Raw genomic sequence first — 15,633 nt, 5'->3', positions numbered from 1 at the left:
GCGGCTCACACCAGGGAGATCGGCCGCATCGACGCGATGCGGGATGAACTGGTACGCAAGCTCGACGGATTCGATCCCGAGCACAACGCGCTCGACCGCAGCGCGCTGGCACAGGATCGGGCGGATGTGCTCGCCCACCTGCGCGAACTCGCCCGCACGCGGCGCGAGCTCGGCGACGACCAGCTGGCCGACTTCGACGCTCAGCTGCGGATCCTCAGCGAACTCGCCGCCGATCGCGTGCGCGCGGTAGCGGCCCGGGACGACGTCGCCCTCGAACTCGCGGCGCGAGTCGGGCACGACCTGATGGATCGGCAGGTTCGCGAGGCCGGTGGCAGCTGGCTCACCGACCGGGTGGCGTGGCTGCCCGGACGGCCGCCGAAGGTGTTCGTCGCGGAGAACGGTGACCGGTTCACCAGGGTGACCGGCGACGAGGCGCCCGACACGTCACTGCGGCACACATTGGTGGTGGAGGATGTCGTCGCGGACCGGGTGTGGGTGGACGTCGACGACTCCGGCGCGGTGCGGTTGCGGCACGAGCAGACCGATCCTTCCGCGGTCCGGTCCGGGGACGACGGCCACTGGATGCGCGAGCGGACGCCGAATCCGCCCGACGATGTCGCTCGATCGGAGCGGCCCGCGGCCGAGGAGCCGGTACCGGCCGACCACCTGGCCAACCGGCTCGACCGCGTGATGCGCGAGCTGGACGGCGACAACCTGCGCGTCTACCAGAACATGCGCGGGGAGCGGGTGCGCGGCGACGGCAATTCCGTCGGCCGGTGGGCCATGAGCACCGTCGACCGGCTCGGCGTCGATATCCGGTTCACGTTCGACGACCCACCGGCCGCGCGTGACGGCAGGCAGCAGCTGCGGTCCGACAGCGGCTACGTGCCGTCGGCCGACAGCATTGTGCTGCACCTGAATTCGTCGGCGCTCGAGCTCGCCGAAGCGTGGGTGCACGCCGCCGCCATGGCCGAGCAGACGCGGGTGGGCGACGGTCCGCTGGAACGGCTCACGCTGTCGCGTGACGAGTACGTCGGCACGATGCTCGACCGCCAGGCCGAGGCGCACGCCAGGGCCTTCGAGTTCGCCCGGGTCCGCGAGGAACGCGCGAAGTACCAGAGCGAGCGGGAACGCACCCCGGACGAACCGCGCACCGTCGAACACGACGACCGACTGCGCGAGACGTTCGACGAGGCACGCAAGAAGGCACGCAAGATCGCCGCACGCGCGTATCGCGACAACTCGTCGGTCCGGCCATCGATGCTCGACGCGGCGGCCTACCGGGCGGCGGTGCGCGAGGTGCGCGCCGCGCTGGTCGAACGCGGGCCGCTGATCGACGGCGTCGACTACGCCACGCACTACGCCGCGGAATGGGACCGGGCCAACGGATTCACCGCCGCCGACCTCGACCACGCGCCCAGCCCGCACAAGGCGGACTCGCCCGAACTTCGGCGGATGCGCACCGGTGACTTCGCTGTCGAGATCGAAACCCTGCGCGTGCTGCGGGAATCGGGACGCTTCGTGCCCGTCGGCCCCGCCGAGACCGCCTACACGCAGGCCTACGATCGGGCCTACCGGAAGGCGTCGCACGCCGACGACGGCGTGCCGCCCGAGCGTCGCGCGCTGGACGCCGGGCTGACGGCGCTGCGCAAGTACGTCGACAAGGTGGGGCTGCCCGAGGCCGAGATCACGATGGAAGTCGCCCGTTCCGCCGCGGACAACCACGGCCGCTACCAGCCGTGGCCGATGGCCGATGATGCGGCGGAGCCGGCGCGGCACGCTCCCGTCGAGGCCGACGACTCGGCGGTGGCGCGGCGCACGGTCAACGCCCTGCTCGACCGGGATCCCGCCGGTGTCCGCCTGACCGAACGCATCGCGCTGTTCACCGGTGAGCGGGGTGTGCACCGCCTGGTCATCGTGGCGCAGCCCGGCGGGCATATCGACGCGTTGCGTGAACTGGCGGTGCGGAATTCGGCATATGCCGAGGTGTTGTGGAGCGGAACGCATCGCCTCGACTACCTCGCCGTCTCGCCGGACGACGGTGGCACCCGCTGGCTGCCCGCGGGGGTGGCGGAGGGGCCGTATCGCGCGCCCGACCGCTACGAGACGATGCAACAGTTCTTGGCGCACTATCTGCGCTATCGCGAGGCAGGCCGCACCGGTCTCGGCTTCGAGGCGTGGCTGCGTCAGCTCGGTCCGGAAATGTTCCACACCAAGCAGCATCAGCGGGAAGCGGACGCACACGAAGCCTACGAGGGCCGCCAGAACAAGGGCTCGCTGCGCCACGACGCGCTGACGAACTTCCGTACGGAACCGGAGGTCGGCGAACCGCATCCGGCGGTGGTGGCCCACCGGCTGGCCACCAGGCAGGTGCCGCTGCCCGAGCCGGGGAGCGGACCGGGCGTGTCGTGGCCGCGGACCACGGTCGGCAGCATCGAGATCGCCGATTACTCGTTCGGCATCGTGCTGGAGGCCGATGGCAACGGCGGGTGGCGTGTGCCGGCCCCGACCGGCGACGGTGGTTTGGACGACGCCTTCGGCAGGCTCTTCCACGGCATGTCCGACGGCAGTGTCAAGAAGCTGGTCAAGCGGATCTCCCGGTTGCTCGGCGACGGCGGGTCCGATCTGGTCCGGCGCGAACCAAGGGGAGCGCTGCGGCGCATGGCCGACCGGCTGTCCTTCGTATCGCGCGACGACGCCCCGCGCTCGATCGACGCGGGCGAGACCGAGCACAACCCGCCGCAATTCGACCGGCCGCGCACGCCCGACCCGGATCAGGACCGCCGCGCCGAGGCCGACCGGCGGCAGGCGGTGCTGGACCGGCTTGCCGCGCAGAACCACGACGCGGTGCGCGAACGCGACGCCGCGCGGGCGGCGGACGATCCGGAACGGCTCGCAAGGGCCGAGGAGCGCGTCGAGCGCCTGGACCGGGCGATGGCGACCGCCCTGGAACGTGACGCGTTGCTGCGCGCGGATGCCCGGCCGGTCACCGATCGCGTCGGCATCCTGGCGGGCGAGCCTCCGCTGGTTCTGGTGGTGAATCTCGGCGGGACGGATCCGGCTCACGCGCTGGCCGAAACGGCCGCAGGGTATCCCGAGGTGGCGGACGCCCTCGCGCGAGGCGCACGGCCGCGCGAGCTGCGGGTCGACCCCGACGGCACCATCCGGGTCGTGCCGATCGCCCCTCGCGCGGATGTGGCCGCAGGCGGAGAGTCGCGGCACAGCGTGGCCGGGCAGCGATCCGATGACCCGGCCGAGCCGGGTGAATCCGGAACCGCGAAACCCGATTCCGGCGAGGATGGAGCCGATTCCGCCAACCTCGGCGATGGCGATGGCGAGACCGTGCGGCTCGGCTCCGGCGAGGGTGACGCCGATGTGAAGTCCGGCCCGGGCGATGGCGATGCTGATTCCGTGAAGCCTGGCGCGGGCGAGGGTGATGCTGATTCCGTGAAGTCCGGCCCGGGCGAGGGTGATGCTGATTCAGTGAAGCCCGGCCCGGGCGAGGGTGATGCTGATTCAGTGAAGCCCGGCTCCGGCGACGGCGATGCCGGTCCCGCGCAGCCCGCTTCGGGTGACGGCGGTGCCGAAAAGCCGCCGACCACACCGCGCTCCGCGGACGAACCCGGCGACGAGCCCGGCCCGCCATCCGACTGGTACTTCCGGATGCGGATCGAGCAGGCCGACTGGGAGGCGGACATGGCCGCCGACCACGCCGCTTGGTTGCGCGAGCTGGCCGACGCGAACCCGGACGACCGCTGGGCACGGTTGCGCGCCGAACAGGCGGAATGGAACGCCCGCATGGCCGCCGACCGCGCGGCCTGGTTGCGACTGGAGCAGGCGGAAAACGAGGCCTCGTCCGCCACGCTCCAAGCGGACCGGATGCGGCGCATCGCCGACGCCGATCCGGACGACCCATGGGCGGAACTCCACGCGCAACAAGCGGAATGGAACGCCCGGATGGCGGAGGACCGGGCGCAGTGGTTGCGCAGGCTCTACGCGCCGATCGGGAGCGAACCACACGCCGATTCGGCCACACCGGACTCGGCGGCGTCGACACGGACCGACTCCGCGCCGCCGTCCGCCGCTACTCCGGAGACGGACACACCACCGCTCGGCGCGGTCGAGTCGCGGACCGGTGGCGCCGATGACGACCCGCGCGCTCGGATGTCACCCGAGACGCGGGCGGAATACGACCGACTCGCAACCGAACTCGAGCAGGCGCGAGACCGGCGCGACGAATTACGCTCGCGGCGCGACGAACTGGCGGGACGGCTGCCGATCGATGACGCCGACGACTGGGCGGCCCTGCGACCCGGACCGGAAGGCCTGGACCGGACGCTGGAGGAGCTGCGCGGACGGACCATGCCGGTCAGCGAGATGCCGGAACGTCTCGCCCGGATCGACGAACTGGAACAGACCGCGCGGGACTTCGCCGACGCCGACGTGGAAACCGCTCGCCTGGAGACGCAACTCGCGGATCTCGAACTGTCCACCACTCCGGTGGGCGAATACGACCGGCTCGTCCAGCAGCGCCAGGCCCTGACCCGTGAACGCGAGTTCTGGCGGGCCAAACGTGAGGACCGCGCCGCGCGCTGCGAATCCTGGGGTGACAGCGTCGTTCTGGACGAGTCGGCGTTGCGCGGGGATCAGCTGGAGACCACTGTGCTGCGGCTGTACGAGGCCGCGAACGTCCGGACGGTCGACGACGTCGGCGGCCCCGACGACGCGCCGCACACCGACCGGGTCGCGCCGGAGCCGCTGGAACTCGAGCATCGCAGGCGGACGATCGAGAAGCTCGCCGCGGCCGCCGAGCAGGTCAACCAGCTCGACGAGCGGATCCAGCAGGTGGACCGCCGAATCGATGAGTTGCGCAGGGCAGGCGTCGGAGCGCAGCGGTCCCGGCCGCAGGACGTGATCGACGCGCTGGAAGGGCTGGCCCAACAGCGGGCCGACGCGCTGCGCGGGGTCAAGCCGCTGCGGCACGAGCGCGACGACCTGGCGGCGCGCCTGGGCCTGCTGGATCCCGAAGGCCGAGTCGATCAGGCGGCCTGCGAGCCGGAGCGGCTGGACCGGACCGTGGCCGACCTGCGCGCGGCGGTCCGGGACGGGCTCGCCGACGGCACGCTCTCCGAGGCGGAGGCCGACGCTCGCCGCCGGGACATCGACGCGCTCGACGCCGTCGCACGCGAGGTGAACGACGCGCACAACGCGATCGGCCGCATCCAGGACGACATGGCCAGGGTTGCGGGCGCGTATCGGGATTTCATCGAACGCGTCGGCGGCCGGATGGTGACCGACCGGGTCGGCATCATCGACGGCGAGCGCCCGCGCATCATTGTGTTCGGCGCCCGGCCCGACCCGTCCGCCCCGCGCGCCGATCACGACGCCGCTCTGACCGACGCCCTGCGTCGCAGTTCCGATGTGGCACAGGCGATCGTGCGCCCGGAGACCACGGTCGACTACCGTCACGTGCTCGCCGACCGCGAAGACAACGTGCGGACGCAGCACATGGACCCGCCCGAGATCGAGCGGTTGAGCACCGGGTGGATCGGCGGCCGCCGCCTGGACATCACCTCGTGGCGCGACGCCGACGGCGTCTGGCACCGCGTCGATCCGACCCGTCCGGACTGGGAATTCGGGCGCGATCGCAGCGAACTGCCGAAGAAGTACTCGCGGAAGGAACTGCCGGACGGTGTCAGCGGGTGGGCGATGGAGGACGTCGTCAACGACATCACCCTGCCGACCGACGACGTCCCGCCGGGGATGATCCCGGAGAGCACCCTTCCGCTGCACATGCCGCAGGCGCCTTCGCGGTACGACACCTCGGGCGTCGACGAGCACGACGTGTACACCCAGCACTGGGGCGGCGATTCGTACAACGTGGTGCGCCTGCTGCTGATGGCGGCGCAGGTGCCCAAGCATCCGGCGGTGAAGGCGTGGATCCAGCGTCATCCGGAGATCGGCGAGTGGGTGCAGGCGCGGCCGTGGCTGCGGCATGTGCCGCCGTTCGGCACGGTGTTCCGCAACTACGAATGGTTCGCCCCGCCGCAGCGCAACATCCAGCCGATGCACCGGCCGTGGAATGCGGCCGACCATGTGCCGCCGGGCGACCGGGTCGACATCCCGGAGGGCCTGCGGCGCGAGTGGGATCGTGACGTCGCTGCCTGGCAGCGGGTCCAGGACTGGGCGGACGGGGAATACCAGCGCTTCCTCGCCGACGACACCGACATCGACCGGATCGCCGACGGCCTGGACCGGCATCGGCGCGCCGAGCAGGAAACCCGGGCGCGTGAGGTGGTGGACGCCGTCGCACGGCTGGTCCGGCGGCAGCCGGGTATCGATCCGCTCGGCGACGTCGACGCGCAACTCGGACGCATCCACGACGAGATCGACCGGATGGCGGCCGACCTCGCGGACCGGTTCGCCGCCGAGGACCCCGACGCGATTCGCGACACGGTGGAGGACATCCGCGAGCTGCTCGCGGGCGGTGGCGATCCCGACGACATCGCCACCGCGCTCGCCGAGCACATGCGCGACGACGTTCCCGTGTTCACCCGCCAGGAACTGGCGCGCATCAAGGACCACCTGATGGTCGACGAGCATCGGGTACGCGAACACAGCGATCCGGCCGGCCGGTACACCGACGAGAAGATGGACCGCCTCGCCGATGTAGCGGAGGCGTGGCAGCGACTGATCGACGGCGTCCCGCTGTCACAAGACTTCGTGCTGCTCAACGACATGCTGGCCGAAGCGCGATTCCTGGATGAAAATCCGCTTTCGACCTGGCAGCAGGCCAACGCGCACGCGATCACGCTCGGTTATCACTGGGACGCCGACCGCCCGCCGTTGACCGATTGGCGCGCGGGCATCCCGTACGCTCCCGCTCCGCTCGCACCGGACCCGGGCTACCTGCCGCCCGCATCGGGTGCGACGCCGTCGCGGCCTCACGGCCCGACCGACGGCCCCGGCGAAGGACCCCGAGGCGGCGATCGCCGCCCGCCCGCCGGAGACGAGCCGTCGCGTCCACGCGAAGAGGACGAATCGTCGGCGCCGAACGCCGACGGCGGTGCGCAGAAGCCCCCGGAGGATCCACCCGCACCCGCGCGTCCGGACGAGCCCGACGAGCCCGATGGTTCGGGTGACGGTGAGCAGGGTGCGCCGCGGACCGATAGTCCCGAGGACGAACCGGATGCGGCGTCGCCACGCACCGCTCGTCCGGATGAGTCCGATGGTTCGGGTGACGGTGGGCAGGGTGTGCCGCGGACCGACCGTCCTGAGCGCGAACCGGATGCGGCGGAGACGTCGCGCACCACGCGTCTGGGCGCGTCCGATGATTCGGGTGACGGTGAACTAGCCGTGCCGTCGACCGACCGTCCCGGGAGCGAGCCGGATGCGGCGTCGCCGCGCACCGTGCGTCCGGATGAGTCCGGTGAAAGTGCGTCGGACGACCCGCGGAACGCCGCGCCGCACTCCCCATCCGTCACCGCGCGCGAGGATGCGCACCGAGCGCTCGCCGACCTCGACGAGCTGCACCGCCGAATCGACCAGCAGCTCGACGACCTGTTGCGCCGCGCGAGTACGGATCTGGACCGGATCGAGCAGCGCGCTCTCGACCGCCTGGCCGACATCGAAGCCGAGATCGCCGCACGGTTCGACGAGCTGTCCGCTCGGCCCGACCAGGGCGTCCCGGCCGCCGCCGAGGTCCCGCCGCTCATAGCGCCCACGGCCCGCCCGGGCGCGGAGAACTCGGCCGAGGCGGCGCTGGAGCGCATCCGCGCGGAGTTCGACGACGCGGCCCGGCGCACCGACGAACGATTCGACGAGCTCCTTCGCGACACCTTCGCCCAGCTCGACGGGATCGCGGCGGACCTCGATCAGCACTTCGACGCCGCCGTCGCCCGGCTCGACCGGCTCGCGGGCGGACCGGACGAGGCGGTACACCCGTCTCCGGAGGCCCAGGCGCTGGACGAGTCGCACACGCGCCTGCTGGACGAACTGGACGAGATCCATCGCCGCGCCATGGACCGCCTCGAAGCACTCGAACGCGAGCTCGACGGATTCCCCTCGGGCACAGAGCCCACGCCACCGCCCGCGCCGGGGGAACCAGTGGCGGGAACTACGCGCGTGGGCGATCGGGCTCCGGGTGACGGCGACCGGTCTCCCAGGAGACCCGTCGCGGGAAGTGCGCGCGTCGGCGACCCGGCTTCACCCGGAGAAGCTCGGGAAACCAGAGGGCCTGTCGCGCGGAAAACACGAGCCGACGACCTAGGTGCGCCTGGCGGCGAAAGGCATACGGGTGTTGACGCCGAGCATCTGTCGGCTGAGCGTGATGCGGCGGCACAGAAGTTGGCGGATGCGCGGGCCGACCTCGCGGATGCTCGCCGTGGGTTGCCGGTGAACGACGAGGATCTGACGCGGGATGCGTTGGACGATACGCTCGAAGCCTTGCGTGGCCGCACATCGCGGGTGGACGAGCAGGGGCCGTGGCACGAGCGGATTGCGGAGTTGGAGCGTGCCGCGCGGCGCGTGTTCGACGCCGAGGACGAATTGGCGCGGGCCGAATACGCTCGCGCACAAGCGGCTCGGGCTGCCGACACCGGATCGACATCGGAAGACTCAGGCGCAGAGCCGGTCACACGTGAGGTCGAGGCCGAAGAACCGGTGCGTGCCGACGCCGACCAGGATCGCCCGGTCGCTGGGCTGCCTGACGCCGCCGAACCGCGGGCGGGGGCCGCAGGTGCGAATGGTGAGCCGCCATCCGGGCCGCCGACGCCGCCCACGAATGCCGAGCCACCGGCCGATGGCCGTCCGGATGGTGCTCGTCGCACCGGCAATCCCGTCCGCGACGTGCTCGAATTCCTTCGCGAACAGCGTGATTGGACCGATCAGCGCGATGCCGACCCGCTCACCGATGCCGAGGCCGAGCACGTTCGCCTGCTCGCCGAGGCATTGGGTCTCGACGAGAGATTCGCCGCGCTGCGCGATCCGCTGGCCGCTCTGGCCGAACTCGCCGAAATCGCGCGGGCGCGGGGCTTCCTCGACGATGCCGACGGCCCGCGCATGCGCTACCCGGACGATTTCGAGCCGCTCACCAGCGCGGAACGCTACGGAGACGAGCAGTTCTGGCTGGCCGAGGCGCCCGACGACGGTCTGCGCGACGTACAGGACGACTTGCGCCGCGCGGGCCTGCCGATCGAGCAGCCGCGACTGCCCGCGGCTGCCACGAGCCCGGATGCCCTGCCACCTGCCGACCCGGGCCGCACGGTCGCCGACTCGGAACGCCTGTCCGCGCAGCGGGACGCGGCGGTCCGCGAATTGGCCGACGCGCGCGCCGGTCTCGCGGATGCGCGGCGTGGTCTTCCGGTCGATGACGAGGATCTGACACGGGACGCATTGGACGACGCGCTCGACGGACTGCGCGGACGCACGCTGCGGTTGGACGAACAAGGTCCGTGGCAGGACCGTGTCACGGAGTTGGAGCGCGCTGCCCGCCGTGTCTTCGATGCCGAAGCGGAAGTCGCTCGGCTGGACGATGCCCGCGCACAGGCCACTCGGGCAGCCGAGCCGCACTCGAATGATGCGAACCGAGAGCGTGCCGGGGATGCGCACGAGTCGTCCCGCGCTCCGCGTCCTGAACCGATCGACCGGACTCGCGATCGGCTCGCACGCCGATTCGCCCTCGACGAGGACGATCTGTCCCCGGAGCATCTCGGCGCCACCATCGCCGACCTGCGTTACCGAAACCTGTTGCAGGCGGGCATGGTCGAGGCGCTCGCGGCAGCGACCGAGCGGGCGCGCGGCACGCGTCATCCGGACTTGCGCGCGCAGGTGTGCGAGACCCGCGACGCCTGGGCACGGCGGCTCCGCATCGATCCGGCCGATCTCGATCGCGATCCGGCCGGGACGGTGGAGCAGGCCCGTGCCGCGGTGCGCCGCGACGCGCAAGCCATCGCAGACCTCGCCGACGCCGTCCAAGCGGCCCGCGGCCAGACCGGCGCCGAGCCCCAGCCTGGGGAGACCCGCCGGTACACCCTCGAGGTCGATGGTGAGCGCGTGCCAGCGCGGCTGGTCGCCGACGAGAACGGCGGCTGGCGGGTGGAGACACCCGAACGTCTCGACGCACCCGGACCGGCGGACACCGACGTGCCCGCACCGCGGCAACCGGAGCGGCCGAAGTCGCGGCTGCGTCGCCTGTGGGAGGCACTGACGGCGGGATACCTCGGCGAGAGCCCGAAGTACCCGTCCGGCTCCGGCATCGACAGCGCGGGCCAATCGCTGATCGCGCACGAAGCGGGGCTGCCGCTCACCAAGCACTATGACCCGACTCCCGCGCCCGGCGACGAATACGAGGTGATGCAGACCAAGTTCAGTCCGGTCCGCATCCTCAAAGAAGCCGTCACCATGTGGCGCAAGCGGGAACTCGTCCCGTTCCTGAAACGCCTGACCTCCCGGGTCGCCGACTCGGCGGCCGAATACGGCACACCGGTCGCCCGCGACGGCGAGGAGTACCGGTACTGGCTGGAGGAGGCCGATCCGGAGCTGGTGCGCAGGGAACTCGGGGTGGAACTCGAGGAGCTGAAGCGACAGGCCGAGGACGCCGCCCGCGCGATCGCCGCGCCGGAGTCCAGGCCGGAGCCGACCGACGGCGAGACGCCCGACGCCACACCGGAACCGGCCCTGCGGTCGGGCGAGGAGCTGCCCGCGAGCACCGGTGAACTCGCCGACTGGCTGCACGAGTTGTCCGAGGCGACGGTCCGGCGGCAGGAACTGGCCGACGCCCTGGTGGCCGCGGCCGATGCGCTGGGCGTCGACCTCGGTGAACCGACCCCCGAGAACGTCCGTCGGGTCGTCGATCTGCTGCGGTATCAGCAGATCCGTCGGATCGGCGCGCTCACCGGCCTCGCCGAGGCGTCCCGCCGGTACAACGCCGAGCACGAGCGGATCCCGTACAGCGACGAGGTCGGCTTCTTCGACGCCAACCCGATGAACCGTTTCCTCGGTGAGGTAGTGCGCGCCTTCGGCGGCAACCCCACTCTGTTGGACTGGCAGGGCGTCAACAACGGCGGTGAGCCGAGCCGCGAGTGGGGTGACCTCTACGACACCGACCAGCCGGGCCAGGACCAGGGCCTGCGCTCCTTCTTCGAGAATGCGCTGCGCCGCGACCAGATCAAGGACGAGCGTTCCGTGTGGGCGCAGCTGCTCGGCACCGATCTGCACGCGCTCGACGCGCATCAGCTCGCGAACGCGCTCGCCGACGAGATGGACCGGATCCGCGAGCACGCGCGCGGCATGACGGCCTTCCGCGCCGACGCCGACGAGTTCCTGCGGGCCGATGCCGCGGCCGACGAACTCACGGACCTGATCGGCGACATGGCCGGGCGGGACTGGGTACTCGCGCGGGGCGGCGCGATGCTGGAAGACGGCACCGGTCTCGGTCTGGTCCCCGGCGAGCCCGGCGGGCCGATGCGGTTGGTGGTCGTGGACGGCACGCTCGGCCACGACCGCGTCCTCGCCGACGCCCTCGCGGCGCACCCGAGGCTCGCCGAGGCCGTCAACGAGGGCATAGTCGAGGTCCACTACCTGGTCACCGACGTGCGTCCGGACCGGATCGCGATCGCCGACGGCGGGGCGACGCAGGTGCGTCACTTCACCGGCGAGGTCGAGGGACGCAGCCTCGACGTCACCGTGGTGAACGACGGCGACGGCTGGCGTGTCGTGCCGGACGCTGTCGTGAACTCCGACACGCTTCCTGTCGCGGACGAGGCGCCGGAACCGTTGTCGCGGGAGGAAATCGGCGAGGCCATCAGCGAACTCGCGCAGCGCCTCGCCATCACCGAAGCGGAGCTGGCTTCCCCGGAACTGCTCGCCGAGCGGCTCGCGGTGCTGCGCGACGAGAACGCCATTCGCGCGGGACAGATCGAGGCGATCATCGACTACGCGCGCACCGCCTGGGACATCGACACCTATCACGAGGTCGGCGACGCGCGGCATGTGCTGGCCCACCGGCTCGGCCTGGACGCCGCGGACATGACACCGCGGCGCCTGGCCGAGGCGATGGCGGACCCGGATATCCGCAACGCCTTGCGGCAGCAACGGGCCGAGGCGCTGGTCAAATACGCGAAGCTGTTGCGCGGCATGGACCCGGCCGCGATCGATGCGGCCAACGACCGGCTGGTCCGGCGTCTCGACGCCTTGCCGGGAACAGTGCGGATCACCGGCCTCGAGCAGCTGGGCGAGGTGATCGCCAACCAGTCACATCGGCCGAACCTGCACCCCGACCTGGTCGACGCGCTCACCGACTACGCCGACGCGCTCGCCGCGGTCGATGTATTCGACCCGCGCGCCCACGGTGACCGAGCGCTCGATCCCCGCGTGTCCGATGTCGAGTTCCCGGTGCACGACAAAGCCGTTCGCCACCTGCTGGAGGTCATCGGCGACGTCGCCCACCTCACCGAGGCTCCCGGCCGGCTCGGCATGCTGGACGGCGACACCAGCGCCGCGCCCGGCCCCGATCGCGGGGCCGGGCGGGACTTCGCGCGCCTGGTCGGCGTGGACCTGACCGACGCGGGTCCGGAACGGTGGGCCGAGGTCTACGAGGTCTACCGCGACGGCAAGCTCGACCAGAACGAGCGACTGACCCCCGGTCAGCTCGCCGAAGTGCAGGCCGAGCTGCGCGCCGAGGTCGTCGGGCGCGCCGACGACATCGCCGCCCTCTCCGATCTCGTCCAACGTGCCGCGCGCACCGATGTGGAACGCCTGTCCGCGCAGCGCGCCGCGGTGGTTCGGGAGTTGGCGGACGCGCAGGCCGATCTTTCGGATGCCCGCCGCGGTCTTCCGGTGAATGACGAGGATCTGACGCGCGATGCGTTGGACGATGCGCTCGACAACCTGCGTGGGCGCACGTTGCGGGTGGAGGAGCAGGGCCCGTGGCAGGAGCGGGTCGGAGCGTTGGAGCGCGCGGCACGCCGCGTCTTCGACGCCGATGCGGAACTGGCCCGTTTGGACGACGCCCTCGAGCAGGCCGATCGAGCGGCCGAGGCGACCTCGCACGACCGAGCGCATCAGCCGGAGGCGCCGGACAGCGGTCACGCGGTCGAAAGCCCACGTGCCGATACCGAGCGGGCGCGGCTGTCCGACCAGCGGGACGCGGCGGCGCGGGAATTGGCGGACGCCCGGGCCGATCTCGCGGCGGCTCGCCGTGGATTACCGGTCGACGACGCGGATCTGACGCCGCAAGCCCTGGATGACGCACTGGAAAACCTGCGCTCGCGGACGATGCGAGTGGACGAGCAACAGCAGTGGCAGGACCGGCTGACCGGACTCGAGCAGGCCGCCCGCCACGTCTTCGACGCCGAAGCGGAGGTGGCCCGCCTGGACGACGCTCTCGCCCAGACACCCCAGCCATCCGACCGGTCGCCGAACGTTCCAGCAGAAGAACCAGCTCCAGACGCGGCAGCGAAATCGGCCCGTGCCGAGGCGGATACCGAGCGCGAGCGTCTGTCCGCGCAGCGTGCTGCGGCCGCCCGTGAGTTGACCGATGCACAAGCCGTACTCGCGGATGCTCGTCGCGGACTGCCGGTGAACGACGAGGATCTGACGCGGGATGCGTTGGATGACGCGCTTGATGGTCTGCGTGGGCGGACCATGCGGGTGGATGAGCAGGGCCCGTGGCAGGACCGAGTCACGGAGTTGGAGCGTGCGGCCCGCCGCGTATTCGACGCCGAAGACGAGCTCGCGCGGTTGGACGAGACACTCGAGCAGGCCGCTGGAGCCATCGAGCCGCTCTCGCCCGACGGACCGGAAGAATCGGTTTCGCGGGCAGCGGAAGAGTCCGCTCGTGCCGAGGCGGAAGCGGAGCGGGCGCGTCTGTCCGCGCAGCGTGCTGCGGCGGAGCGGGAGTTGGCTGATGCGCAGGCCGGTCTCGCGGATGCGCGGCGTGGTCTTCCGGTGAATGACGAGGATCTGACGCGGGATGCGTTGGATGACGCGCTCGATGGTCTACGCGGGCGGACCATGCGGGTGGATGAGCAGGGCCCGTGGCAGGAGCGGGTTGCGCGGCTCGAGGATGCGGCTCGGCGTGTGATCGATGCCGAGGACGAGCTCGCGCGGGCCGAAGACACTGTGCGCCAGCATCATTCGGAGCGCTCCGCGCATCGTTCCCCCCAGGAGGGTGCATCCGCTTCTCGGGTTGCGCGCGGTGGCGGGGAGAGGAATGGGGAGACGTCGCGCCGGGAGCGTGACGGTGGCGAGGATTCGCCGGAGAGCGGAACTCGCCTTCACCGCGACGGTGCTGACGAGTCGTCGGGCGGTGCTCGCTCGAACCGCGACGGTGATTCGGAGCCGCCCGCGGGTCCGTCGGGTCCGGGGCCGGTGCGTTCCCGCCGGATGCCGCCGAACTGGGCGCTGCGCTCGCACATTCCGCATCCGCCGAGGGACTACGAGTTCGAAATGCCGGGGCCGTTCCTGAACGAAGTGGAGCGGTGGCCCGTCCCTATGCCGCAACCGGAACCCCCGAAGCCGCCGAACCCACCCCAGCCACCCACGCCGCCGGTTCCGCCGCTCCCGCCGGCACCGCCGGTTCCGCCGAAGCCACCGGCACCGCCGACACCGCCGGTTCCGCCGACGCCACCGGCACCGCCGGTTCCGCCGACGCCACCGGTTCCGCCGCTCCCGCCGACTCCGCCGACTCCGGTTCCGCCGACGCCACCGCCGACTCCGGTTCCGCCGACGCCACCGCCGGTTCCTCCCACGCCGCCGGTTCCGCCTATACCCACAGAGCCGCCCATACCCACGGAGCCGCCGGTTCCGCCGACACCCACGGAGCCGCCGGTTCCGCCGACACCCCCGGAGCCGCCCACACCTACGGTTCCGCCCACGCAACCTCCGTACCCGCCGACGCCTCCCTTCCCGCCCGGCGGGCCGACACCCGGCCAGCCGACGCCTCCGTACCCGTCGACGCCACCGGGAACACTGCCCCCATACCCGTCGACTCCACCCTCATACCCGACTATGCCGACCCCCGGACCGTCCGCACCGCCATACGCGGGACCGTCCGTACCGTATCCACCCACGTCACCGACGTGGCCTGGCAACACGAACGACCCCGGCCGCCCCGACGGCACGGTCCCGCCGGGTATGCCCATGCCCCCGATGCCGCCCGGCATGCCGATGGCGCCAGCGGTGAACGGTGGCGCACGGACCAACGGCCGCGGGCCGCAGGGGAACGGGCGCCGCGGCCAGGACCCGGAACGCGGTATCTTCGTCCGCCCGTTCGCAGGCTTCGGGGTACCCGCGGAGTTCGACCCGATCACCGGCGCGCTGCGCGCCAACCCGTCCGAGGCGGCCACGCACGACGGCGTCTACGGTGAGCTCGGTGGAGTCTCGGTGGTGTTCTATCGACACGACGGCAGACTCGTCCTTCGTGTCGGTGACCGCAAGGTCGAGCTCGACGGGCCCGTCGGCGTCGAATGGGGCACGGTGGGATGGCGTACCACCCGGTTCGCGGTGGCCATCGGCGGTGCCGTCTTCTGCGAGCTGACCTATCGCTCGGTGCCGGAGGAGATGGACATCGGCGCGCTGGTCCGAGCCGTGGTCGACGACCCGGTGCGCCGCGCCGAGATCTTCGCCGGATGA

At 71.6% G+C, this 15,633-nt stretch carries 1 protein-coding gene (running past one end of the window); it reads left to right on the top strand.

Features of this window, described 5'->3' with window-relative positions; translation table 11 throughout:
- Positions 1-15,633: the final stretch of a hypothetical protein gene (locus tag ACIA5H_RS04405; RefSeq protein ID WP_397073842.1), read on the top strand. 16,182 nt of this gene lie to the left of the window's left edge; only the last 15,633 of its 31,815 coding nucleotides appear in the window; its start codon lies off the left edge, out of view; the stop codon is at positions 15,631-15,633.

Source organism: Nocardia sp. NPDC051900 (genome assembly GCF_044452545.1).
GTDB lineage: Bacteria > Actinomycetota > Actinomycetes > Mycobacteriales > Mycobacteriaceae > Nocardia > Nocardia sichangensis.
This window is presented reverse-complemented; position numbering and strand designations above follow the sequence as displayed.